20 protein-coding genes and 2 pseudogenes are annotated in these 24,560 nt (G+C 59.6%); 12 read left to right on the forward strand and 10 right to left on the reverse strand.

Features of this window, described 5'->3' with window-relative positions:
* Position 1 precedes the first annotated feature (1 nt).
* The 3 genes and pseudogenes from AUC70_RS07580 to pdxR form a co-directional block, all read right to left on the reverse strand.
* On the reverse strand, positions 2-1,147 hold the full coding sequence (locus tag AUC70_RS07580) for a hypothetical protein (protein ID WP_141702017.1): 1,146 nt from the start codon (positions 1,145-1,147) through the stop codon (positions 2-4).
* Positions 1,148-1,403: 256 nt separating this feature from the next.
* Positions 1,404-4,094, reverse strand: a pseudogene (locus AUC70_RS07585) (nitrate/nitrite transporter); the annotation flags it as partial.
* A gap of 652 nt (positions 4,095-4,746) precedes the next feature.
* Entirely contained in the window at positions 4,747-6,078 is a 1,332-nt protein-coding gene (gene pdxR / locus AUC70_RS07590) for a MocR-like pyridoxine biosynthesis transcription factor PdxR (RefSeq protein ID WP_244505544.1), read from the reverse strand.
* Between the two features lie 259 nt (positions 6,079-6,337).
* On the opposite strand from pdxR, the gene AUC70_RS07595 reads away from it, so the two are divergent.
* The 3 genes from AUC70_RS07595 to AUC70_RS07605 all read left to right on the forward strand — a co-directional run bounded on the left by AUC70_RS07595 (position 6,338) and on the right by AUC70_RS07605 (position 10,092).
* Positions 6,338-8,227: a PQQ-dependent dehydrogenase, methanol/ethanol family gene (locus AUC70_RS07595; protein ID WP_069444295.1), complete on the forward strand. Its 1,890-nt coding sequence runs from the start codon at positions 6,338-6,340 to the stop codon at positions 8,225-8,227.
* A gap of 245 nt (positions 8,228-8,472) precedes the next feature.
* Positions 8,473-9,216: a vWA domain-containing protein gene (locus AUC70_RS07600; protein ID WP_069444296.1), complete on the forward strand. Its 744-nt coding sequence runs from the start codon at positions 8,473-8,475 to the stop codon at positions 9,214-9,216.
* Positions 9,217-9,435: 219 nt separating this feature from the next.
* Positions 9,436-10,092, forward strand: a complete 657-nt coding sequence (locus AUC70_RS07605) for a 2OG-Fe dioxygenase family protein (RefSeq protein ID WP_083241384.1) — start codon at positions 9,436-9,438, stop codon at positions 10,090-10,092.
* 102 nt (positions 10,093-10,194) lie between these two features.
* Here AUC70_RS07605 and AUC70_RS07610 read toward each other — a convergent pair whose 3' ends face one another.
* Positions 10,195-10,704 (reverse strand): cytochrome P460 family protein, encoded by a 510-nt coding sequence (locus tag AUC70_RS07610; RefSeq protein ID WP_069444297.1) that lies wholly within the window; start codon positions 10,702-10,704, stop codon positions 10,195-10,197.
* Between the two features lie 150 nt (positions 10,705-10,854).
* Here AUC70_RS07610 and AUC70_RS07615 point away from each other — a divergent pair, with 150 nt between their 5' ends.
* Together AUC70_RS07615 and AUC70_RS07620 are read left to right on the forward strand one after the other, a co-directional pair.
* Positions 10,855-11,304 carry an RrF2 family transcriptional regulator gene (locus AUC70_RS07615; protein ID WP_069444298.1) on the forward strand — a complete coding sequence of 150 codons (450 nt, stop codon included), beginning with the start codon at positions 10,855-10,857 and terminating at the stop codon, positions 11,302-11,304.
* Positions 11,305-11,464: 160 nt separating this feature from the next.
* Entirely contained in the window at positions 11,465-11,863 is a 399-nt protein-coding gene (locus AUC70_RS07620) for a PAS domain-containing protein (protein ID WP_244505546.1), read from the forward strand.
* Positions 11,864-12,216: 353 nt separating this feature from the next.
* On the opposite strand, the gene AUC70_RS07625 is transcribed toward AUC70_RS07620, so the two are convergent.
* Positions 12,217-13,062 (reverse strand): LysR family transcriptional regulator, encoded by an 846-nt coding sequence (locus AUC70_RS07625; protein WP_069444300.1) that lies wholly within the window; start codon positions 13,060-13,062, stop codon positions 12,217-12,219.
* Between the two features lie 151 nt (positions 13,063-13,213).
* Between AUC70_RS07625 and AUC70_RS07630 the strand changes: the two genes are divergently transcribed.
* The 6 genes from AUC70_RS07630 to AUC70_RS07655 all read left to right on the forward strand — a co-directional run bounded on the left by AUC70_RS07630 (position 13,214) and on the right by AUC70_RS07655 (position 20,188).
* Positions 13,214-13,840, forward strand: coding sequence for a 5-formyltetrahydrofolate cyclo-ligase (locus tag AUC70_RS07630; RefSeq protein WP_244505547.1), 627 nt, complete (start codon positions 13,214-13,216; stop codon positions 13,838-13,840).
* A 174-nt stretch (positions 13,841-14,014) separates the two neighbouring features.
* The gene (locus tag AUC70_RS07635) at positions 14,015-15,850 is read left to right on the forward strand and encodes an assimilatory sulfite reductase (NADPH) flavoprotein subunit (protein ID WP_069444301.1); all 1,836 of its coding nucleotides are present in this window, start codon (positions 14,015-14,017) and stop codon (positions 15,848-15,850) included.
* Positions 15,840-17,609, forward strand: a complete 1,770-nt coding sequence (locus AUC70_RS07640) for an NADPH-dependent assimilatory sulfite reductase hemoprotein subunit (RefSeq protein WP_069444302.1) — start codon at positions 15,840-15,842, stop codon at positions 17,607-17,609. The genes AUC70_RS07635 and AUC70_RS07640 overlap by 11 nt, the downstream gene beginning before the upstream one ends.
* Positions 17,609-18,241 (forward strand): peroxiredoxin, encoded by a 633-nt coding sequence (locus AUC70_RS07645; RefSeq protein ID WP_069444303.1) that lies wholly within the window; start codon positions 17,609-17,611, stop codon positions 18,239-18,241. Before AUC70_RS07640 ends, AUC70_RS07645 begins: the two co-directional genes overlap by 1 nt.
* An 18-nt stretch (positions 18,242-18,259) precedes the next feature.
* On the forward strand, positions 18,260-19,432 hold the full coding sequence (metB, locus tag AUC70_RS07650; protein ID WP_083241385.1) for a cystathionine gamma-synthase: 1,173 nt from the start codon (positions 18,260-18,262) through the stop codon (positions 19,430-19,432).
* A gap of 21 nt (positions 19,433-19,453) precedes the next feature.
* Positions 19,454-20,188 (forward strand): hypothetical protein, encoded by a 735-nt coding sequence (locus tag AUC70_RS07655; protein ID WP_069444304.1) that lies wholly within the window; start codon positions 19,454-19,456, stop codon positions 20,186-20,188.
* A gap of 221 nt (positions 20,189-20,409) precedes the next feature.
* On the opposite strand, the gene AUC70_RS07660 is transcribed toward AUC70_RS07655, so the two are convergent.
* The 5 genes and pseudogenes from AUC70_RS07660 to AUC70_RS07680 form a co-directional block, all read right to left on the reverse strand.
* Positions 20,410-20,874 carry an NnrS family protein gene (locus AUC70_RS07660; RefSeq protein ID WP_069444305.1) on the reverse strand — a complete coding sequence of 155 codons (465 nt, stop codon included), beginning with the start codon at positions 20,872-20,874 and terminating at the stop codon, positions 20,410-20,412.
* Entirely contained in the window at positions 20,874-21,416 is a 543-nt protein-coding gene (locus tag AUC70_RS16230; RefSeq protein ID WP_342022002.1) for a DUF488 domain-containing protein, read from the reverse strand. Before AUC70_RS16230 ends, AUC70_RS07660 begins: the two co-directional genes overlap by 1 nt.
* Complete coding sequence (ctaD, locus tag AUC70_RS07670) at positions 21,340-22,941, reverse strand: cytochrome c oxidase subunit I (RefSeq protein ID WP_069444307.1); 1,602 nt, start codon at positions 22,939-22,941, stop codon at positions 21,340-21,342. Before ctaD ends, AUC70_RS16230 begins: the two co-directional genes overlap by 77 nt.
* Before the next feature lie 189 nt (positions 22,942-23,130).
* A pseudogene (gene fdxA / locus AUC70_RS07675) lies at positions 23,131-23,466 on the reverse strand (ferredoxin FdxA); the annotation flags it as partial.
* Positions 23,463-23,888 (reverse strand): group III truncated hemoglobin, encoded by a 426-nt coding sequence (locus AUC70_RS07680; protein ID WP_069444308.1) that lies wholly within the window; start codon positions 23,886-23,888, stop codon positions 23,463-23,465. The gene AUC70_RS07680 and the pseudogene fdxA, both read right to left, overlap by 4 nt.
* 104 nt (positions 23,889-23,992) lie before the next feature.
* On the opposite strand from AUC70_RS07680, the gene AUC70_RS07685 reads away from it, so the two are divergent.
* Positions 23,993-24,448 (forward strand): Rrf2 family transcriptional regulator, encoded by a 456-nt coding sequence (locus AUC70_RS07685; protein WP_069444309.1) that lies wholly within the window; start codon positions 23,993-23,995, stop codon positions 24,446-24,448.
* Positions 24,449-24,560 lie beyond the last annotated feature (112 nt).

Here is a 24,560-nt window from a genome sequence, read left to right on the forward strand (position 1 = left end):
ACTAGTACTGATATCCAAGTCCGAAGATGACCTTCTGAGTGTCGACGAAGTAGTCGTCCGCTTGGTAGTTGGCATATTTGGCTTGCGCATAGAAACCGTCGCGCAAGGGCAGGTAGGAGTAGAAGTCGAACTCCGAGCCGTAGTCCAGGTTCTGCACCGCGGAGCGGAACTCGTGGTATTGGGCCAGGAGCAGCAGCCCGCCAAAATAGCTGAACGGGCCGCCGGTGTTCGTCGGCACCTTGTACTTCGCCTGCGCGTAGAAGTCCTGCAGGCCCGTGGGCGGGATGACCAGGAAGACGTCGGCGAAGCCGTTGAAGATATGTCCCGTGGCAAGGGGCGTCTGAAACGCAGCGACGCCATTGTCGCTGCCCAGCAGCTCATAGACGAGCGTGCCGGTGAACCCGGCTTTGCTTAGACCCTGCTCGACGCGCACATAGTCCGCATTGTAGTCGACCGGGGCATCCCCGTAGCTGATCTGGTGCGCATACTCGAAGCGATAGTGGTAGTCGATGCCTCCGGTCAGCCCCTGCTTACCCTTGAGAAAACCGCCGAAGCTTGCGTTGGAAAGCGGGTCGAGGTCGTAGAGATCCATCAAATACGTGTAGGCCGTGAGCTTGCCGATTGAGAGCTCTTCGCTCTCGGCATGGATCAGATGCACGTTCGAATTGATGTTTCCGGCCGGCGAACGGTCGCTGAAGATGCGGTTGACATTGCCGATATAGGCGTAGAGCAGCTCCACCCCGGGGAGCGCCGTGATGGTCGCCTTGGCACCATCGAAGGTCTGGTCGTTCTGACGCCAAGCCACCGAGCCGACATAGCGGAGATTGTCGAGGTTCTCCAAATAGCGGCCGCCGAGCAGCACCACGCCCGGAATGTTGTACGACTCTAGATAAGCCTGATCGACTTCCGCGGACTCGACGTCCGCCACGACCGGATACTGGGTGCGGCCGTTGATCGTGTTGTTGAAATCGTCGGGTCCAAGCTCGAGTACGAACTCTCCCTCGACGCCCGCCCGGAAACCATGGAAGAAGCCGGACTCGATGCCGGTCTTGTTGCGGATTGTCGAGGCGCGCGCGTTCTTTGGCTTGTTGCCCTGGTCCACATACTCGTAACGATACCGGGTGTCGGTCCAGAACCTAGCGTTCAAAAAGCCCTCGTGCGGCGGCTGGTAGCGCGTCGGCGCCCCTTGTTGCGGATTGTATGTTGCCTCCTGGGCAAACGCCGTAGCGCCGAACGCGACGACGGATGCAAGCAGTACGCATGGTCCGGCCACGAAATACCGTACTCTCGGCCGATGATCCGAGGGCGCCTTCACCTGCTGACGCCCGCCGGCACGGGAACGACCTCGGCGGCTTCCCGGCTTCTGCCGTCTTGCGCCTCGTGCCCGAGTCCGACGGGCCGCCGCGTTCGATGTCGTGGAGCAGGCCGGCGCGGCGGGTGTAGAACCACCACGTGACCGCGATACACGTCGCGTAGAAACCCAAGAAGCCCCACAGCGCGAGTTCGGGTCCGCCGGTCGCCGCAATCGAGCTACCGTAGGCTTTGGGGATGAAGAAGGCGCCGTAGGCCGCAACGGCCGAGGTAAAGCCGATGATCGCCGCGGATTCCTTGTCGGCGTGGCGTGTCTGTTCGGCCGCGGTCAAGCCGGGCATCAAGCGGCCGACTTCCTTGCGCATGATCGCCGGGATCATTTGGAAGGTCGAAGCGTTGCCGACGCCTGTTGCGAAGAACAAGATCAAGAACATCGCGAAGAAGCCCCAGAAGGCACCAGGCTGATCCTTGATACCTAGGAAGAAGAGGACACCAGCGACCGCGGCGATCATGACCGTGAACACCCAGATGGTGACGCGCCCGCCGCCCCAGCGGTCGGCGATCCATCCCGTCGCGGCGCGCGACAGAGCGCCGACCAGAGGTCCCAGGAAGACCAAGGGCAGCGAGTTCACTTCTGGGAACTGGGTCTTGGCGAGAAGGGGAAAGCCCGCCGAGTAGCCGATGAATGAGCCGAACGTGCCCGTATACAGCCAGCACATGATCCAGTTGTGCTTCCGCTGGAAGATCACCGCCTGCTCGCTGAACGACGCTTTCGCCGAAGCGATATCGTTCATGCCGATCCAGGCAGCGACCGTGGTGACGAGCAGGAACGGTACCCAGATGAATCCGGCATTCTGCAACCACAGCCGTGTGCCTTCCGACGTGGTCTGCGGCTCGCCCCCCACCACGCCGAAGACGCCGGCGGTAATCACCAGGGGCACGACGAACTGAACGACGCTCACGCCGAGATTGCCGAGACCGGCGTTGAGCGCCAGCGCGTTGCCCTTCTCCTTTTTGGGGAAGAAGAAACTGATATTGGCCATGGACGAAGCAAAGTTACCGCCGCCGAAGCCGCACAACAGTGCGAGGACAAGGAACAGCAAATAGGGCGTATCGGGATTCTGCACGGCGTAGCCGATGCCGAAGGCAGGTATGAGCAGTGAGGCGGTTGTCAACGCCGTCCACAATCGGCCGCCGAAAATGGGCACCATGAACGAATAGAAAATGCGGAACGTCGCGCCGGAGAGGCCTGGCAATGCCGCCAGCCAGAACAGCTGATCGGTGGAATAGGTGAAGCCGATCGCCGGGAGTTTAGCCACGACCACGCTCCACACCATCCAGACCGCGAAAGCCAGCAGGAGCGCCGGCACGGAGATCCATAGATTGCGCCGCGCGATACGGCGCCCCGTGGTCTCCCAGAACGTCTCGTCTTCAGGGCGCCAGTCTTCGATCAGCCCATGGTGCGGGCCATGTTCCTCGTGGCTGTGCGCGTGCTCGAGCTCGGCGAGGGGCGGCAACTTGGCCAGCACGTCGCCGGCGGCGCGCTGCTCCATGTGGCGAATGGAGAAGTGCATCCAGGCGAGCGAGACGGCGACGATCAGGAACAGCAGCATGAAGCAGCTCGTCCAAATACTGGTCAGATCGGCCATGACACCGAAGGCCAGCGGCAGCACGAAACCTCCGAGGCCGCCGATCATGCCGACCAATCCGCCGACCGAACCGACATTATTGCCGTAATAGACGGGGATGTATTTGTAGACCGCGGCCTTGCCGAGCGACATGAAGAAGCCCAGAACGAAAATCGTGACCACAAACGGAATCAGATTCATCTGCGTCGAGAAGGAGATCGGTCCCTTAATGCCGTGGATTACATAGTCCGTTTGCGGGTAGGACAGCATCAACAGGCAAACCAGCGAGACCCCAAAGGTCCAGTACATGACCGTCCGCGCCCCGTAGCGGTCGGATAGATGCCCGCCATAGGCACGGAAGAGGCTTGCAGGGATCGAGTATAATGCCGCGAGCATGCCCGCGGTTTCGATGTCGAGCTTGTAAACGCCGATCATGTAGCGGGGCAGCCACAATGCGAGTGCCACGAACCCGCCGAACACGAAGAAGTAGTACAGCGAGAACCGCCAGACCTGCTGATGCCGCAGCGGCTCCAATTGGGCCAGCAGCGAGCGCGGCTTCTCATTGCGGGCGCGTCTGGCCTTGATCTCTGGGTCGTCGTCGGTGGCGAGCCAGAAGACGATCGCGGTGATGGCCAAGACGGACGCCCAAGCCACGGCGACCATCTGCCAGCCGAAGGCCACGAGCACGAACGGGGCTACGAACTTCGTGACCGCCGCGCCGACATTGCCGGCGCCGAAGATGCCGAGCGCCGTTCCTTGTTTCTCCGGCGGGAACCACTTGGACACATAGGCGATGCCGACGGCGAACGAGCCGCCTGCAAGCCCGACGCCGAGAGCCGCGACGAGCATCCACGGATAGGTGGTGGCGAAGGAGAGGAGGAAGGTGGCAGCAGCGGCCGACAACATGGTCAGGACATAGACGACACGGCCGCCATACTGGTCCGTCCAGATGCCGAGCAATATGCGGCTGAGCGAGCCGGTCAGGATAGGCGTCCCGACAAGCAAGCCGAATTCGGTCTCGTTCAGACCGAGATTTTCTTGGATACGTACACCGATGATGGCAAAAATCGTCCACACGGCGAAGCACACCGTGAAGGCAACCGTCGAAAGCCAAAGAGCCCGGTTTGCCCCAGGCGTCGAACGCGTCGTGGTCATCTCGGCACTCCCTGCGAACTGCTCGGGAGTACCCGGTTTTGACACACGATGGACGCGAACGCCCCTGTGCCGCAGTCGGCTGTCCCGATGCGTGTCGTTTTCTCGGATCCCCTGTCTGGCTCGCGGCGCCCCATAACGGCGTGGTGCGCCCTAACTCACCCTACATTGGCGTCCAAGGCTGGTCGGCCGTCCCGACGGGCGGCTGGGGGGAAGGCCGCAAACCGCAAGGACACGCCATGTTCTCGCCTTTATCGCCAGCCCGGCCCGGCGGAACGTTGACGCAGCGCAAGCTGGCCGACGATCGGGTTGGACAATGCTCGTGTCGGTGATGCGGCAGGGAAGGCCGGGCAGTGCGGTCCCGCAATCGCCGATAAGGGACCTATGGATTTCTAGCATCCTGGATCGCTGCGCTTGCCAGCAGAGTTGCGACATGGGGCGTGTGGCCAGGCTTGCTGCGACCGACAGCGTAAGGCGAAAGGCTGCGACGGACATTTTAGTGCATCGAGGTCGATTAAAAAGTCGACGGCACGGCTTCAGACTCGCTTGGAGCGACCTGGATTTGCCTTCACGAGCAGCTTAATCGCTTCTGAAATCTCATCTTCGCTGAGGGTTGCAAACCCGAGTCGGAAGGCCTCGGGCGCCTCGGCCGGCTTCAGGGTGAAATGAGCTCCCGGAAGAACAGAGAGACCAAGGTCGGCGGCGTCCGAGCCCAGGTTTCAGCGTGGAAGCCTGGGTTAAGCCTCAACCAAATCGCAAGCCCGCCCGCCGGAAGGACAAACTCGGCACATTTTGAGAAGTGTCTCTTCAGCAACCCATACAAGTAATCTCGGCGCGCGTGATAGACGCGGCGCGCCTTTCGAGCATGCCGTCGGAGCGTACCATCCGAAATTAACTCGCTGAGCGCGAGTTCTAGAAACACATCTCCTTGCCTGTCGATGGCCTCACGCCTATCGCTCATACGTTTGAGAATTTTGGGCGGTGCCACCGCGTAACCGATCCGAATGCCGGGCGCGAGAATCTTCGAAAGCGAGCCTACATAGACCACAGATGCATCACGTTCAGCGTGAGCCGCCAGAGGCAACACAGGGTGTCCGTCAAAGCGGTATTCATGATCGTAGTCGTCTTCGATTATGGTCAAGCGATACCGTCGGGCTAGTTGCAAGAGACGCAGTCGCCGCGCCGCGCCGAGGGTAGTTGTCGTGGGGTATTGGTGGTGCGGAGTTACGTACACGGCCTTGAGGCTAGGCTCTCGGGCAGCAAGCTGCTCTAGTCGATCAACGTTGATGCCGCCATCGTCCACCGGAACCGCCGCTACGCGTGCACCTGCCGCACGAATTGCGGCCCAGGCGAGCGGATAGCCTGGCGATTCGACGGCAATCTTCGATCCGGGCTCAGCGACAGCTGCAGCAGCGAGGTACAAGGCCATCTGGCTCCCCCGCGCGATCAGTACGTCATCGTAGTGGAGTGTTAGACCGCGTTCGTTTGTCAAGTAGTGGGCAAGCGATGTCCGGAGCGCCTCGTTACCGCGCGGGTCGCCATACGCGCCGTCAAGGAACACCGGTGACTTCAAGGTTCTGCGAAATGCTCTGCCTAGTGCAGTAGTGGGGGCAATCCGGGGATCGGGCAAACCATCGGAAAGGCTCAGGGCTCGGCTGCATTGCTTGGTGGCGTTGGGACGACCTGTGGCAGTGGTGTCTGCCAGACAACGCTCGCGACCGAAGTCCGGCAAGTCGTGCGCAACGAACGTGCCGCGAGATGGCTCCGTTACAAGCCAGCCCTGCATGGTGAGCTCGTGATAAGCGGCATCGACCGTGTTGCGGTTGAGCAGCAGGCTCTTCGACAGCGCGCGGGTTCCGGGGAGGGGATCACCGGGCTTGAGCCGCCCCCTCTCGATTTCGGCAATAATTGCACGAGAGAGTGCAAGAAAAATGGGTTCGCGTCCCTCTTGCTTCACCTCGATCGCTAGTGTCGCGCCTTTGCCCATTGGTGCCGTCCGTTCCACCTGACCGCTGCCGCACGAGTTGCCGGCTGAGGCATCTCTTGTGGCAGGCGAAGTCCAAGCCCGAGAATCAGATGAAGAACCGGCCTAGACAGTATATCGAATCCGGACCTGCAGGATAGGCCGGTTTGGAGATATCAAGAAGAGCCTGATGCCAAAAGTTCCCGGCCAAGCCGGGGCACTCAGGCAATTCAACTGGAGTGGCTTTCGGTTCCGTGGACCGAATCGCTAGGGAGGAAAATCTATGAGAATGAGTTTCGGTGTGCTTGCCGGCACCGTCGTCGCAGTGACGATGGGCATGTCTGGTCAGGCCTTTTCAATGAACTCCGACGAGGAGCAGCTAAAGCGCATGGCTGATCCCGACCAGTGGCCCGCCCCTGGTCGCGACTTTGAGCTGACGCGTCACAGCACGCTCTCAGACATTACGACCGATAACGTCAACAAGCTGCAGATGTCTTGGGCCCAGGGCACGAACGCCCTTCGTGGTCACGAGGGTCAGCCGCTTGTGATCAAGGACGTTGGTGGCAAGACCATGCTGTTCATGGTTTCTGGTTGCCCGTCCATGGCCAACTGTAACGTTGTTCAGGCTCTCGATTTGACGGATGCCGACAACCCGAAGCAGGTTTGGTCGTATGTCAAGAAGACCGACCGTGACGAGTCGGCTGTGCCGCGCGCTTGCTGCGACACCGTCAACCGTGGCGGCTCCTATGCCGATGGCAAGTTCGTTTATGGCACTCTCGATGGTTTCGTGATTGCCCTGGACGGCCAGACCGGTAAGGAAGTTTGGGTCGTCAAGTACGCCTATCCCGAGAAGGGTGAGACCATCACGCCGCCTCCGTTGATAGCCGATAACAAGGTTATTATGGGCTTTGGTGGCGATGAGTTCGCCGCTCGTGGCCGCGTTGCCGCCTTCAATCTTGCGGACGGTTCCGAGGCTTGGGTGTGCCACAGCACGGGTTCCGAAAAGGGCGTGTGCCTGACGCCTGAAACCAACAAGGCCAACCCCCAATTCGGTCAGGCTGGTGAGGATCTTGGTATCAAGACCTTCCCCGGTGAGGACTACAAGATTGGTGGTGGTGCTGCTTGGGGTTGGTATTCCTACGATCCCGAGCTGAAGCTGGTCTACTACGCGACCGGCAACCCCGGCCTGTGGAGCCCATCCTATCGTTGCCCCGATAAGACCCATGAGGAGTGCAACACTGGTGCGTTCGACAACAAGTGGTCGATGACGATCTTCGCTCGCAAGGTCGACAACGGCGACGCTGTCTGGGCCTACCAGATGACTCCGTTTGACCAGTGGGACTATGACGGCATCAACGAGAACATTCTTACCGACATGGACATCGACGGTAAGAAGGTGAAGGCTCTCACCCACTTCGACCGTAACGGCTTTGCCTATGTCTTGGATCGTACCGACGGTACCCTTCTGCGCGCCACGAAATACGTGACGACGGACTGGGCCGAGAAGATCGATATGAAGACAGGCCGTCCGATCAAGGTGCGTGACCACTCGCCGCTCGAAGTTGGCCGCAACGTCTCGACTTGCCCGTCTGCTATGGGTGGCAAGGATCGCCAGCCGGGTGCCGTTGATCCAAAGGAGCCGAACATCTTCTACATGCCCACCAACAACTGGTGCATGGAGCTCGAGCCTCAGGAGCGCACGCACACGAACCAGGGCACGGTCTACGTGTTCGCGAACGTGTACATGTATCCTGAGAAGGAAGGTGTGACCGGCAAGATCAAGAAGTACGACGTCCTGACGGGTAAGACGCTCTGGGAGATCCCGGATCCGTATCCGAACTGGGCCGGTACGATGGTCACCGACGGTGGTCTGATGTTCTACGGTTCGCTGGGCGGTGACTTCCGCGCTGTCGACCGGAATTCCGGCAAGGTTCTTTGGAGCCGCAAGCTGGGTTCGGGCATCATCGCCAACCCGATCACCTACAAGGTTGGTGGCAAGCAGTACGTCGGCGTCTACTCCGGCATTGGCGGCTGGATCGGTCTTCCGGTCACCGCTGGTCTGGACCTGAGCGACAAGTTCGGCGCCATCGGTGCGACGGCCATGACCAAGGCCGCTGGCCTGCAGCATATCCCGCAGGGCGGTACGCTGAACGTCTTCCGTCTCTACGAGTAGAGTCTCCACCAGTCGTGCTCGATGTTCACGAGGCGTCGAGCACAACTGGCTCCCTCGCCCGGTGCCGCAAGGCATCCGGGCGCTAGTTGGTGCCCGGACCGTCGGCAATGATAGGATTGGTACCAATGCCAACGAGCTAGCCAGCAGGTCGTACGACTGAGAGGTGCCACTCGGTGAGAACCAGCAGTATGCATCATGAAGCAGCCGGCCTGCAGAGGAACGGGGCTGTCGCATTCTTTCGACAGATGTCAGCCTTTGCCTTGGTCATACTGATTTCGATCCTGTCCCAAACGACTACAGTGTGTGCACGGGACGAGCGTCATGTTCCGTGTACCGAGGACGCGGTCCTTGTGTTCGATGCCTCTGGTTCCATGTCGGGTAATGGCTGGGGATACGGCAGCGAAAGTGCTCACACGGTTAGCCGCATAGATCGGGTGAGGTCTGCGCTCGAGAAAGTCTTGCCGAATGTCACCCGTTTCCGCCGCGTGGGCCTGGTGATCTACGGGCCAACACGGACTCCGGGGCTGCCAAACCAGTGCAACAACATAGAGGCGAGCTTGGCGCCGACCGCAGATGCCGACGAACAAATTTTGACAATTGTCAGGGGCCTGGTGCCCGCTGGTGGCACACCATTGACGCGAGCCGTCGAGGAAGCCGCTGACCTGCTCGATTATCGCAACAATCCCGGCGTCGTCCTCCTGCTAACGGATGGGGAAGATACGTGCGGCGGGTCCCCCTGCGACGTGGGCAAGGCACTCCACGCTGATGCTGAGCAGCTGACGGTTCATGTCATTAGTTTGCGCGTGAGGGGATTGTCTTGGACGGGAGAGGCAAGCATCGTCCAGACGCGGTGTTTGGCTGAACAAAATGCGGGTCTGTATCTCTCTCCGGAGAGTACTGAAGAGCTGGTTGAAGCGCTTGAGAAGACTTTGAGCTGCCCCAATGTAAGTAGTGTCAGCAGCCGCAACGGGTTCACCGCCAATCACTAAGCGGGCTTGTCGTGCAAAGCCCGAGAGCGGAGATGTGGATAGAGACTTGAAGCGGGAGCCGTCGAGGTTGGAAACGTGATTGACCGCAATTGTTCAGAACGCAGTGCGATATCCGACGGAGCGATATCTGAAGAACACTCATCGGCCGCGAATGGAAAGAGCGAGACAATCGCGAAGGAACTTGCGCGAGACGGAGTTTCATTCCGGACCGGCAATGAGATGCGCTCGATATTGGGCCCCGGGAGCCTGAATGCGTGGTTGGCATTTACCTCATGCTGGGATGACCTCGGTGTGGATTCATACATGGCTGACGGTGGTCGCTATAGGCGTAGGCGGTTCGCCGTATTCACTGCCAAAGATGGGTCTATCCAACGCGCCACCCACCAGCCGCACTACCAGAGTCGCGACTACAACCCCGTGAATGGCGGCGTAGAACGCTGGTTCCTGCCGATCGAAACTGCCACTGTTGAGAACCACTTTGCACAGAGACTGCTTGGCTGCTGCACCATGCTGTTTGACGTATGCGCCGGGCAGGAAGACGTGAGCCCCCGCTGGCATATCGAAATGCATCAGTTTCGGATTGAGGCGACTGCAACCGAAACGGGATCGCCAACGCCGGAGGGGGCCCATCGTGACGGTGTGGATTTCGTAAGCGTTATGCTGATCGATCGGATCAACGTCGCCAGCGGCGTAACGCAGATCTACGATCCGTCTGGCAAACCATTGGGAGAGTTCACGTTGACCAATCCGCTTGACACGGTGTTCCTGGACGACCGTCGTGTCTTTCATGGTGTTACCCCGATCGAGCCGCTCGATCCGACAATGAAGACCTTCCGCGATGTCTTGGTGCTGACGTACCGCCGGGTTTGTAACTAGTCCCCCAGCAAGCCGACCAAGGCGTCGATTTTGGTCTTGGCCGCCCGTTCCGCCTCTTGTCTAACACCACCGACACCGCTCATTGCGTATTCACGTCAGTCGCTACTGAGCCAAATGCTCTAGCGAAAAGAGGTGTTGGGTCTTCGCCAGCGGTGCATGACAGGACCGGCATGTGTTGAGATCTTTGTTCAGGCGTTCGCCATCGGGAGCAAATATCGCAAAGTCCCAATCGCCGTTCTTTAGCTCGTCAGGAAACTTGGCGCCCCATCCCTCGCCTTTCTCCATCACTGCAACGGCGGCCAACTTGTCACGCACACGCCGTCCGAGAGAGCTGGTCACGACATTACCGTCATCGTCCTTCTTGGCCTTAAATACCTCGCCCACAATGACCGACCCAGCGGGGAGCTCGCGCCCTTGCTTCGCGGCCTCAATCGCCACATTGTTCGCAAACAGGCGAATGATTTGATCGGGGTTCTGCACCCGATCGAGACTCAGATAGTTCTCGAACTGAGTCTTGTAGTCCCTAGGAAACGAAATTCGCTCTTCATCGGCGCTTGCCATGCTTGCTGCCAGTACAAGTCCAAGCGCGAACGTGTAGCCCTTGCGTGTCATGAATACCTCCCCTTCTCGATCGCCCCGCAGTTGCTCTGCGATAATAATAGGTATCCATCATACTTATTTTAGTGCTAAGCATTCAAGGACGTTCTGGAGGGTCTGACTTCGCATTCTGACGAGGAACTTTTCCTATGAATGGAGCGGCCAATGAGACTTACCCGACATTCCGACTATTCACTGCGTGTGCTGATGTACCTGGCAGCGTTTCCCGACCGACTGGCGACGGCCGAGCAGATCGCAGCTGCGTACAATATCTCGCACCATCACATCATGAAGGTCGTTCAACGGCTCGCGCGGCTGGGTCTTATCGAGACGCTACGGGGACGTAACGGCGGCATTCGGCTGGCTCAGCCGCCCGAGAAAATCACCATCGGTGCAGTTGTTCGAGCGACGGAGGAAGATTTCGACCTTGTGGAGTGCTTCCGAACGACGACCGCGTGCTGCATCACGCCGGTTTGCCGTCTACAAACTGCGCTGCGTGATGCGCTGGGAGCGTATCTGGGAGTCCTCGATGAGTGGACGCTGGACGAGCTGACGATCAGTTCGAGCGGTTTTGCAGATTCTCTCCGGCAGCACCTTGCCGTCAGTCCAGCTTGATCCCAATGCATGTTCTGCGCAGCAGCCTGATGGCTGCGGCATTGGCCGACAACGCCTGCTGAGTGCGTTCCGTCTCGGCGCCGTACAAGGGAACGGGCGAGCAGTCAAATACTGAAGGGAACTAGTCATTTTGCACCTAGTGGACATCGCAGAGAGGATATTGTCGGAGACATCCGAGGCCATTCTGTATGCAGATCAAGATGGCGTTATCCGGCTGTGGAACGGTGGCTGCGAGCGCATGTTTGGCTTCGCAGCGCGGGAAGCTGTTGGTCGGCCGCTCGACATCATAATCCCCACCAACCTGCGGGCACGTCATCGGCAAGGCTACTCAAACACAGTGCGGACCGGCGTCACGCGCTACGCTGCGGGAGCATTGCTGTCCGTGCCTGCCATAAGGAAGGACGGAGCGCGTATTTCGATTGAGTTCTCTATTACCCCATTTCGGAGTGCTGAGGGAAAGATTGTTGGTATGGCAGCTATCATCCGTGACGTTTCTGAGCGGTTTGCCGAGATCAAGAGACTCAAAAGGCAGCTTGTCGACTCAACAACACCTGATTGAACGAAGGGCGCAAAACGCATGGAGCGCGGGTTCTGGAATATCTTGGTGCCAGCGGACGGGCCGTAGGTCGAGCCCGATAGTGCCCGGAGTCGCCTCGGTCGCAGTGTGGTCCCTAGTTTGAATGGAGAGGGACACTGGTTGGTAGGCACTCATGTGCTGGAACGGATTGTCACCAAGATGTGGTGGTTAGTCTTCTAGGTCCGATCGAAGGTCTCGCTCTGCAGCGCTACGTCTTAGGCCGCCCGGGCCTAGTCATCGAACTTCACTTTCGATGCTACGGGCACCGAATCGCCAGTTGAAGTAAGTGAAGTGTTGGCTTGGCGCCACAACTGGGCCCGGCCCGCCGAGAGCCGCTACCCCGCGACGACACTCCTCAGTCCTTCAAGGGCGATCTGCAGCAGTTCGTCCTCGGTTTGCGCCGAACAGACAGCGTAGACTGGATAGGAGATGCTGGGCGCTCCGGGAACAAGGTGGAGCTTTCCGGATTCGAGATGCGGCGTCACAAGCCGCTGGCGGAAATACCCGCAGCCTCCTCCCTCGAGAATGTAGTTCAACCCAAGAAGACCGACGCCACCGATGACCAGCCCGGGATTGCCGATTTCAGGGAAGGCCATGGCATGGTGGCTCGCGAACTCTGCGCCCCAGTCGACATAGACATAGTTCTCGGGCGGAAAAGCCGTCATGTCTGGATCTGTCGTTACGAGAACGAGTTTTTCTTCCAGGAGGAGTTCGACACGAACACCTGGTCGGTTTTGCGGTGCGTACAAGATGGCGAGATCGAGTACGCCATTGGTGACCTGTTCCATTAGCGACTCCGGCAAACCCACCTGTACGCGAAGCGCAATTTCCGGTGCCGTTTTGCGCATCCAGTGCAGCCACTCCAGCATCCATGGGTGCCACAAGATCAACTCTCCGCCAACGGCGAGTACGGCGCGGTGTCCCGGTGGAACCGCGACCTGATGACGAGCACGCTCCCACAGTTGAACGAAAGTGGGCGCATAACGCAGAAACTGCTCGCCGGCGGGCGTGAGTGAGGCTCCGCTCTTATTGCGGACGAAGAGTGTCCTTCCGAGCTTCTCTTCGAGTGAGCGGATGCGAGCGCTGACTGTTGTCTGGCTGACGTTAAGCTGCTCGGCGGCGCGGATGAAGCTTTGAGTCCTCACAATCGTAAGGAACGTTCTCGCCAGTTCGATGTCCATTGTCGAAGGGAACTCCAATTGAGCAATATTTCTGCAGCGAAGCACCGATTATATTCGTTTGTCTTGCGGAAAAAAGTATTGTCATTAAGTGGTTCGACAATGGGAGGCCGGTGCCGACCGGTTCAAAATGATGTTCCACAGCAGACTGTCCTTGTCCCCGTGCTACTCAGATGTGATCGGAGACAATGTTGTTCCGGCTCATGCGCCGGAGGACCTACAGCGTTGGCGGAGGATCCACCGCGACCGGCTGATTGGCGAACGGCTGGATGTCAGCCTAGCTGTTCGGGACCTCTATGCGCGGCAGATAGCCGAGAAGCTCAATCAGTTTCTCCCCGATCTCGCAAAACTGCTCGTGAGCGGCTATTGGCCTTGCAACGGCGAGCCGGACCTCCGACCATGGCTGAGTTCCGTTAGGCTGAGATGCGGTCACGTCGCTCTTCCGGTGATCGCCAAAAAGCACGCGCCTTTACAGTTTCGACTTTGGTGGCCTGGCGCTCCGATGGAACGCGGCATTTGGAACATTCCTCATCCAGAAAAATGTATCGAGGTTAACCCCGATATCGTCGTCGTGCCGCTTGTCGGGTTCGATAACGCAGGCTACCGGCTTGGCTACGGTGGCGGCTATTTCGATCGCACCCTCGCTGCGGCCCCAAACAGGCCGCGCATTGTCGGCGTGGGGTACGAGCAATCCCGCCTTGAGACCATCCACCCTCAGTCACACGACATTCCAATGGACTTCATCGTTACGGAATGTCGGGTCCGCGAATTCAATCGGTAATTGGAGTGGCGATGACCACTGCACAAAAAGCAATATTTTTGCTTTGAAGTACGAATTAAATTCACTTGCCGGACGCAAATTGCTGGCGCCAAGCTGCGCCAGACATTCCCGGCGCGGCACGAGAGTGGTGGGCCGCAGTCGCATTCGCTTGCACACTGACTTTAGACAGACGAGATGACCGTTTTCGATTTTCATGGCCCAGGCCTCACAGAGGAGCAATGGCGGCACATAAGTGAACTTGCCGGGACACTGAGTACCGAGCAGGCACTGTGGCTTAGTGGGTATTTCGCCGGTCTTGATCATCGAAAGAGAGAGCTTTCGCCATCGACCGATGTGCGTCCGCACGATGGGCGTGTCCACGAACTGGCCACCGGAAGTCTTGAGACGCGAACTATCACAATCCTGTTCGGGAGCGAGACTGGCAACAGCGCAGACGTGGCATCGGCGTTACAAGAGTCGGTCGGCAGGGAAGGTCTCGAAGCAGTCGTGGCGGATATGGCGGATTACAAGCCCCGACAGCTGAGAAGCGAGAGTGATCTGTTAATAATCACAAGCACGCACGGGGAGGGGGAGCCTCCTGCGACAGCCATGGACTTCTTCGAGTTCCTTGAGAGCGCAAGAGCACCGCATTTGGATGACCTGCGATACGCCGTGCTGGCGCTAGGTGACTCCACGTACGATCAATACTGCGAGGCCGGCAAACGGCTCGACAGAAGGTTGACCGAGCTCGGTGCGATACGCCTGGTCGAGCGCGTCGACTGCGACGTCGACTACGAAGACTCAGCTTCCGAATGGATAGGGGCTGTTACACAGGAACTCAAAAGGTCACGTGACAGAACGTCAACAGGTCACCACGCGCCGGACATTGCTCTGCAACCCAGGATCACGAAGCGCATCGTTGACCAACGTCACCCCTTCCGAGCAAGCGTCATCGACAACATCGTTCTGAGCGGCCGCGGGTCGACCAAAGAGACCCGTCACATCGAAGTGTCGATAGAAGGATCCGGTCTCAAGTTTGAACCCGGCGACGCCCTGGGGGTCATTCCGTCGAACGACCCAAGTCTGGTGAGCGCACTTCTGGATGCGCTCGGTCTGTCCTCGGATGAGGAAGTGTCTATTGGGGATAGAACGGTCGGTCTGGGCCAGGCGCTGACCGATGAGTATGAAATCACTGTTGGATCCACGCGCTTCGTCAACCAATGGGCAGAGTTGACCGGGGCCGACGATCTTGTCGCGCTACGCGGCAAGGAACAGGTGGACGCTAGAAGCGAGTTTCTGTTCCACAACCATATCATCGATGTTGTTCGTCGTTATCCGATGCCTGGCGTTCGTCCGAGTGCTTTTATTGCGGGGCTGCGCAATATGCGGCCCCGGCTTTACTCAGTTGCGTCTTCTTTATCTCTTGTACCTGATGAGGTTCACCTCACCGTTGGAGCCGTTCGATTCGAGCTCAATGGAGAGCCGCGTTCCGGCGTTGCTACGGGCTACCTTGCAGACCGGGTTGCTCCGACAGGCACGGTACCAGTCTACATCCAGCCAAATCCACGGTTTCGTCTGCCGGCCGACGACGTTCCAATCCTCATGATCGGAGCGGGGACGGGCGTGGCTCCCTATCGCGCATTCCTGCAGGAACGCGAGGCGCGCGGCGCGTCCGGCCGGTCGTGGCTGGTGTTCGGCGACCGCAACTTCCACACGGACTTCCTCTATCAGACCGAATGGCAGCGATGGCTGAAGGACGGAATGCTCACGCGGATGCAGGTGGCCTTTTCGCGCGACGGGCGCACGAAGTCCTATGTCCAGCATCGCCTGAAGGAAAACGCAAAGGACATCTACGCATGGCTGGAGGAGGGCGCCTCGCTATACGTTTGCGGCGGGCGCGAACTCGCACCAGCCATCCACGCGACGCTGATCGATGCCTTGAAGCAGGAAGGTAAGCTCAGCGACGTATCCGCGGCCGAATATCTCGGCACGATGCAGTCCACAGGCCGGTATCAAGTCGATGTCTATTGAAAGTCCTGCCGCGCCGGCGGCCGACCGGAGTCGCGATGTCTCGCAGTCCTTGGACAGGCTCCATCCCGACGAGACGCTGAAGGCGAACAGCGATCAGCTGCGCGGCGGCATCGTCGACGGCCTGGCTGACCCCATCACCCGCGCCGTCTCTCCGGACGATCAGAAGCTCATGAAGTTTCATGGGCTCTATCTCCAGGACGATCGGGACGTGAGAGATGAAAGACGCAGGCAGAAGTTGGAGCCCGCCTATGGCTTCATGGCCCGTGTGCGATTGCCGGGTGGCGTGTGCAGCCCATCACAATGGCTCAAGCTCGATACGCTGGCCCGCGACTACGGAGGCGGGAGTCTCCGCCTTACGACACGGCAGACCTTTCAGTTTCACGGTGTGCTGAAGCACAACCTTCGCGCAACTCTTCAAGGCTTGCGCGACGTCCTCCTCGATACCAAGGCCGCATGCGGAGACGATTGCCGCGGCGTCATGTGCTCGGTCAATCCGCATCTGTCCTCGCTGCACGCTGAGGTCTATGCGCTCGCGAAGCGCGCGAGCGATCATGCGGTGCCGAAGACCGGCGCGTACAAGGAGATCTGGTACGAGGAGGAGCGCGTGGCTGTCGCGGGACCAGAAGAGCCCCTCTACGGCCGCACCTACATGCCCCGCAAATTCAAGATCGGATTTGTGGTCCCGCCCATCAACGACATCGACGTCTACGCGCAGGACCTCGGCTTCATCGCCATCATCGAGCGGAAGAGGCTCATCGGATTCAACATCGCGATCGGCGGCGGCATGGGGCGCATCGACCGCAACCCGAACTCATACCCGCGCCTGGCGGACGTAATCGGATTCGTATCGGTAGACGATCTGCTGGCCACGATCGACGCCGTCATGGAAGTCCAGCGCGATTACGGAGATCGATCGGACCGCGCCCGCGCCCGGTTCAAATATACGATCGACGACAAGGGCCTTGAATGGGTCAAGGCCGAGATCGAAGTGCGGCTCGGATTCGAATTGGCGCCCGCGAAAGCGTTCGACTTCGCCTCGAACGGCGACACGCTCGGCTGGCAACAGGGCGAGGACGGCCTCCAGCATTTCACCCTATTCATCGACAATGGTCGGATACGGAATGGTCCCGAACGCCGGTTGCTCGATGGGATACAGGCTATCGCGCACATGAACGCGGGCGAGTTTCGCGTCACGCCCAACCAGAACCTCATGATCTCCAACCTCACCGAGCAGGAGCGAAGCCAAATCGAAGGCCTGCTCGGCGTCCACGGTCTGTCCGAACTCAATCGAGGAAGCGGCCTGAGGCTGAACGCGATAGCCTGTGTGGCGTTGCCCACTTGCGGCCTCGCCATGGCGGAGTCCGAGCGCTACCTGCCCAGCCTCATCACCAAGATCGAGGAGATGCTGAAACGCCATAGCCTCTACGACGAGCCGATCACAATGCGCATGACCGGATGCCCGAACGGATGCGCCCGGCCGTATATCTGCGACATCGGTCTCACGGGGCGTGCGCCCGGGAAATACAATCTCTATCTCGGCGGTGGCTTTCACGGTCAGAGGCTGAACCAGCTGGTCCTCGAGAATGTCGGTGAGGCGGCGATCCTCGACAAGCTCGGCGGTGTCCTCGCGGACTTCGCGCGCGACCGGAAGCGGGGCGAGCATCTCGGCGATTTTGTCCTCCGCGCCGGATACCTCGGCCCCACCCAAGACAACAGTCCGCAAGCGCGGTCCAAGAAAAAGTCTAAAGGAGCACGTTGATGTCTCTGCAACTCGGCCAGATTGCGCCGGACTTCGAGCAGGAAAGCACTGAAGGTCCGATCCACTTCCACGCGTGGTTGGGCAAGTCGTGGGGCCTGCTTTTCAGCCATCCCAAAAACTTCACGCCGGTCTGCACCACGGAGTTGGCCGAAGTCGCACGGCTGAAGCCGGAATGGGAGAAGCGCAACGTCAAGACGCTCGGGCTCTCAGTCGATCCGCTGGAGAGCCACGCCGAATGGGCGAAAGATATCGCCGAGACCCAGGGGCATGGCCTCAATTTTCCGTTGCTCGCGGACGCCGACAAGCGCGTGGCGACCCTCTACGACATGATCCATCCGGATTCTGATCCGACGGTCACGGTCAGAGCCGTCTTCCTGATCGATCCCACGAAGCGCATCCGTCTGATCCTGATCTATCCCCCGGCTGCGGGCCGAAACTTCGCTGAGATCGTGCGCGCTATCGACAGCGTGCAGACCGGCGACAGGGCCAAAGTCGCGACGCCCGTCAACTGGCAACCGGGCGAACCCGTCATCATCTCGCCGGCACTTACGAACCAGCAGGCCAAGGAACACTTCCCGCAAGGCTGGCGCGAACTAAAGCCCTATTTGCGCATGGTGGATTTGCCCGACTGACAATATGGACGGTGACACATGTCGAAGAGTCTGAATCCTGAAACGATTGCTGCCGGTAACGGAATCGCGTTGGACGAATCCTTTGGGGCAGTCACGCCCCCGATCTATCTGTCGAGCACGTTCGTGTTTCCGGGGTTTGCGCAGAGCGGCCCTACGACTACTCGCGTACCGCCAATCCTAGCCGCGCACTTCTTGCGGATACGATCGCGCGACGAGGGCGGCGCGGGAGCAGTCGTAACGTCGTCGGGCATGTCGGCCGTCGACTTGCTCCTGTCCACACTGGAGCCCGACACGCTCATCGTTGCCCCGCATGATTGCTACGGCGGAACCTATCGGCTTCTGGCCGCGCGGCGGGACCGGGGCCATTTCTCGGTCGTGTTTGTCGACCAAGGAGACGACGCCGCGTTGGAAGCGGCCTTCGAGCAGTATCCCGCGCTGGTCTTGATCGAAACGCCTAGCAATCCGCTGATGCGTGTCGTCGACATCGCGCAGATCGCAGAACGTGCCAAGTCGTTCGGAGCGAAGACCGCTGTCGACAACACATTCCTGTCGCCTGCGCTTCAGCGGCCCATCTCGCTCGGCGCGGACTTCGTGATTCATTCCACGACAAAATACCTCAACGGTCATTCCGATGTCGTGGGCGGCGCCATCGTTGCCGCGGATGCCGCGGATGTGGAGACATTCGCGACTTGGGCCAACATTACCGGCATCACGGGCGCACCTTTCGATTCCTATCTGACCCTTCGCGGATTGCGGACGCTTTTTCCACGGATGGAGCGGCAGCAGGAGAATGCGGAACGTATCGCGCGGTTCTTGGACGCCCATCCTCAAGTTGCAGCGGTGCACTATCCCGGTCTTCCGTCGCATCCGGGCCATGCCATTGCTGGCCGCCAACAAGCCGGGTTCGGCGCCATGCTGAGTTTCGAACTCGATGGTGGCGTGGGAGCCGTGCGCCGCTTCGTGGAATCTCTGAGCGTTTTCACATTGGCCGAATCTCTCGGTGGGATAGAGAGTCTCGTCGCCCATCCGGCGACCATGACGCATGTAGGGATGGGCGAAACTGCAAGGGCCGCGGCGGGAATCACTGACAGACTTCTCCGGCTTTCGATCGGTCTCGAAGCGGCAGATGATCTTCTTGCGGATCTGGAACAGGCGTTTGACGTGGCGCGGGAGAGGGTGGCGGCTCTCTAACACCGGCCCGGGAGGAGCAGCGTGGTACGGCCTCGGCAATTCCGCGCGCGATTTGAACTGACCTGGCGCCAGCGCCTCTCCAGTGCGGCGCGCGCAGTCACCACGTCTCTTGTCGTCGCGCTGGCCATCGTGCTGCTCTTTGCGGAACTGCAGCCCGAACTCGGCACGACGCTCAAGGCTCTTGCTGTTTGCGCGGCACTGTCACTCGTCGCCGGAAGGGTGCGGCTTCCGATCCTTGGTCGCCTTCTCGGGCTGTGGCAGCTCGCTCTGGACATCGACGGAGACTACCTCGTCGAGGTGCGCTCCAATGCGGTCCGGGCGCGGCGATCATCCGCCGACGCGGAAGCCCGCCTCTACAGTAAGATCGGAACAGCTCGAATCGACACACGCGTCTCGGGTGTGCGCATGCAGCTGATGTCGCGAAAGGGGCGCAAATGCTCCGAGGCGGTCGTCTGCGCACTTCGGCAGGACAAGACATCGAACCGGCCCGTCCTATTCTACGTGTTTGACAGCCTTGTTTTGGACACCACGGCTGTTTGCCGGAGACATCTCGGTACGGCATGCCTGACCATCCCACCAGGGCACCGGCCTGCGGTGCTCGAAGGCACCTATTGGACGGACCGGGATTGGGAAGAGGGGCGGAACACGGCAGGCCGAATCCGGTTTCATCGAGTGTCGGTCGGCACCGGATCCTCCAGGCCGCGCGTGCCCATTCTGAGCCACGGACGCTCACGGTCTCCGCAAGAGGGTGAATAGGCTTTGGCTTGGTGATATGGAGCAGGCCGATGTATGAGAGTGCGCCTCAGGTCGGGGTCAGGTAGAAGTGCGCGACATGGGCAATAAGGGTTCGCACGCCGGTGCGGCTAGACAGGACGCGGTGGCTAAGTGCCCATCGTCAGCGGAGTCACTCTTAGCGATCGCGCGGGACATTGCGCGCGACGGATTTTCATTTCGCACGACGAAGCAAATGCGCTCCGTCATGACGTCGCGAGGGCTGGGCGGATGGCCGGCGCGTGCCGCCAAATTCTGGCTGCGACGATCTCGCGTACGACCAGCGCAAAAAGGATCGCCAAAAACGAGAGATCTAGGACGGCAGCCTGCAGGTTGCCGACAATGGCCGATGTCGCCAGGGCGATCCGGCCCACCAACCATGCTGTAACCAAAACGACGAGCGGCGTACCTCTCACTGGCGTGCGCCCTGTCCAGTTCGGTATAGCAGTCAACACGAAGCCACCTAGGGCTGCGGCGGCAGCGCCGAACAACATCTCATGCGCATGCCAGCGGGTCGGCGCGAACGATGTCGTCAGTGTTGCGTCTCCGCGAAGGATCGAGAGCCAGATCGCAACGGCAATCGCTGCCCCGAGACCTGCACCGAAGAAAAGCGGCCTGAATCCCTGACTGAAAATTGTGTCAAACACTCCACGGTGTTGGGCACCGTTCATCACGGAGCTCTCGTCAAAGCACGAGTACGCATAAGCAGTAGACCGGCAGGGAACGCGTGATGCTTCGGAACCAGCTTACGGCGGGATCGGAGATACCGTTCGAGCGCCACAGCCCGATTGTGATCGACATCCCTTGCACCGAAGACCAGAGTCACCGGCCCGTTGAGGCATTCGGCCACAAGTTCTTTCACCGCTTCCGGATGCGCATCAAGTTCGCGATGATAGCGCGCACAGAATGCATCCCAGCGTGCGGCATCGTGGCCAAACCATTTTCTCAGCGCCGCGCTGGGGGCCAGTTCCTTCGCCCAGCGATGTAGGTGGAGTTGCTCCTTAGTGAGGCCGTGCGGCCAGACCCAGTCAACGAGGATCCGCTGTCCATCGCTGTCCGCCGGCGTTCGTAGGCCCGCTTGACCTTGATCGTGAAGGCCCGTGCTGCGCCCAATGCGCTCGCCTTTTGATCCATTGTTATCGGATACGCGGCAACGTTTGGAAGGTGTGGAACGGGGGCGGCGACGGCACGGTCCATTCCAAGGTCGTGGCACCGACGCCCCACGGATTGGCCGGTGCTCGGCGGCGTGCCCAGAACGTGTTTGCGACGCTCACGAAGAAGACGAGAAAGCCGGCGAAGGCCATGAAGGCGCCAATCGACGCCACGAAGTTCCATCCGGCGAACGTGTCCGGATAATCGGCGATGCGCCGGGGCATGCCGGCAAGGCCGAGGAAATGCATCGGGAAGAACGCGATGTTCGCGCCGAGGAACATCAGCCAGAAGTGTAGCTTCCCCAGGGCTTCGGAATACATGTACCCCGTCATCTTGGGACACCAGTAATACCAGCCGGCAAAGATCGCGAAGACAGCGCCGACCGACAAGACGTAGTGGAAATGCGCGACCACATAATAGGTGTCGTGAAGCGAACGATCGAGGCCCGCATTGGCCAACACGACGCCCGTCACACCCCCGATCGTAAACAAGAAGATGAAACCAAGGGCCCAGAGCAACGGCGTACGCAAGGTTATCGATCCACCCCACATGGTCGCGACCCAAGAGAAGATCTTGATGCCGGTGGGCACGGCGATGACCATCGAAGCAAAGGCGAAATAGGCTTGCGTGTCTGGGCCTAGACCGGATGTGAACATATGGTGCGCCCAGACGACAAATCCGACAGTCCCAATGGCGACCAACGCATAGACCATGCCGAGATAGCCGAAGATGGGTTTCCGTGAGAACGTCGAAACGACGTGGCTGACGATCCCGAAGCCACCGAGGATCATGATGTAGACCTCCGGGTGACCGAAGAACCAGAACAGGTGTTGGTACAGCAGAGGATCGCCGCCATGGGACGAGTCGAAGAAGGCGGAGCCGAAATTGCGATCGGTCAGAAGCATCGTGATTCCGCCAGCCAAGACCGGAACCGACAACAATAGCAGGAACGACGTCACCAGGATTGACCAGACATAGAGCGGCATCTTGTGGAAAGTCATGCCTGGTGCGCGCATGTTGAAGATGGTCGTAATGAAGTTGATCGCCCCGAGGATGGAGGAGATTCCCGCCAGGTGAATCGAGAGGATTACGAAGTCCATCGCAATTCCTGGACTTCCCTTCGTGGATAGTGGCGCGTACGCAGTCCACCCCGTTCCCGCCCCTTCAGTTCCGGGTGCGCCGGGCACGAAGAGCGATGCCAACAGGAGCGTGAACGCGGCCGGGAGAAGCCAGAACGAAATATTGTTCATGCGCGGGAACGCCATGTCGGGTGCGCCCAGCATCAACGGAACCATCCAGTTGCCGAAGCCACCGATCATCGCTGGCATGATGGCGAAGAAGATCATGATCAGTCCATGGCCCGTCACAATGACGTTGAATGCGTCCGGATTGACGAAGATCTGCAGACCTGGATACATGAGCTCTGCGCGCATCGCCATCGACATGAGGCCACCAATCGTACCGCCGACGACCGCGAGGATTAGATACATCGTGCCGATGTCTTTGTGGTTCGTCGAGAAGGCCCAACGTCTCCAGCCATGCGGCCGATCGTCATGTGCGGTACGTTGAGCTTCGGTTTGTGCCATCGACCACTTCCTTCTTCACACTTCATACTATCTATCGTTCGGAGGGAGATTGCGGGTGGACGCATTGGCCCGCAACCTCCCCTTCCAACGCTCCCACAAGACGCTGCGGGAGAGCGCTGTTTACGGATGCCCTCGACGTTCATTAGGATTCGTTCGTAGTTCCTGTTCTATCGCCTCGTGGTCAGCATGGTCGCCCAGACCCGGGTTAGGCGAAAAAAACGGCTCGAGCTTATTGGGAACGCCGTCGAAGGCGGCGGCGTCGACGGGCGGCTCGCGCTTCACGGCGATGTTCGGCCACAGTTCCGCGTACTTCGCGTTCAGATCGAGCCAGCTTTCGAGATTCGCGCCCGTGTCGGGGAAGATGGCTTCGGCAGGACACTCTGGCTCGCAGACTCCACAATCGATGCATTCGTCAGGATGAATGACGAGCATGTTTTCGCCTTCGTAGAAGCAATCGACCGGGCACACCTCCACGCAGTCCATGTATTTACACCTGATGCAGTTGTCCGTGACGACATAGGTCATGGCATACTCCGCGGCAGAGATCCGCCACGCTCCTGAGCGAGCGCTCCTCTCAGCCTCTCGGCGATACGCGTCGCCTTCATGCTGAACGCTGCGGCCAACGGCTCGTCGAACAGCTCACTGCAGGTCTCATCGAAGAGCGCGATCCAACGCGTTAGCAACCTCCGATCCATGCCGTCGAAGCGCAGATGCGCCCCGACGAGCGTCTCGTACTTGTCGCCTTGGGGCGAAATCGCGGCAGCCCAGAAGGCGCGCATTCTGGCCAGGTGGCCGGCCCAATCGCCGACGATCGCACTGTCGATGACGTATTCGAGTTGAGGGTCTCTGCGCACCTTCGCGTAGAACCCGTCCACGAGGCGGGCAACCTCCTCCGCTGTTACGCGGGGTTTCCGAGCGTCGCCGCCAATGCCTCCGGCCTTATCCATTTGACCCAGATCCGTTCAAAGATGTATTTTGTATGCATGTTACTCGAGCGATGCTGAAAAGCAATACGTTAAATGCATCTTTATGGACTGGATAAGGAGACCACATGCGCCTGACCGTCTACACGGACTATGCGTTACGGCTCTTGATGTACTTGGCGCTCAAGGGCGATGGCTTGACGACCATCGAAGAGGTTGCCGACAGCTATGGCGTGTCGAAGAACCACCTTATGAAAGTCACCCATCAGCTGGGCGTCGGCGGTTACATCGAAACGGTCCGCGGGCGTCATGGGGGTTTGCGGCTCGCAAAGGCCAGCACAGAAATCGGACTTGGCGACGTCGTTCGCTACACCGAGCCCGACTTTGCGATCGTCATGTGCCTCGAGCCTGTCGACGCGGGTTGTGCGATTTCGCCAGGCTGCGTCCTGCGGCGGGCTTTGGAACGCGCGCGGAGGGCGTTCCTAGATGTTTTGGATGAGTACACCCTGAGCGACCTTGTGAAACCAGCATCGGCGCTCCGAGCGATGCTGGCTATCCCACTTGACGCGGATATTGGCGGCTAGCGGAGTTGAACAGTTAGCCCACGAAACGGCAGACGAACACGATTTTTGATGGTTTGCAGTGACCAATCTCCTCTCGATTTGAGAGGACCAGCCTGCTCTACGCGTCCCGTGA

Origin of the sequence: Methyloceanibacter stevinii (genome assembly GCF_001723355.1) — a bacterium.
Classification (GTDB): Bacteria; Pseudomonadota; Alphaproteobacteria; order Rhizobiales; family Methyloligellaceae; genus Methyloceanibacter; species Methyloceanibacter stevinii.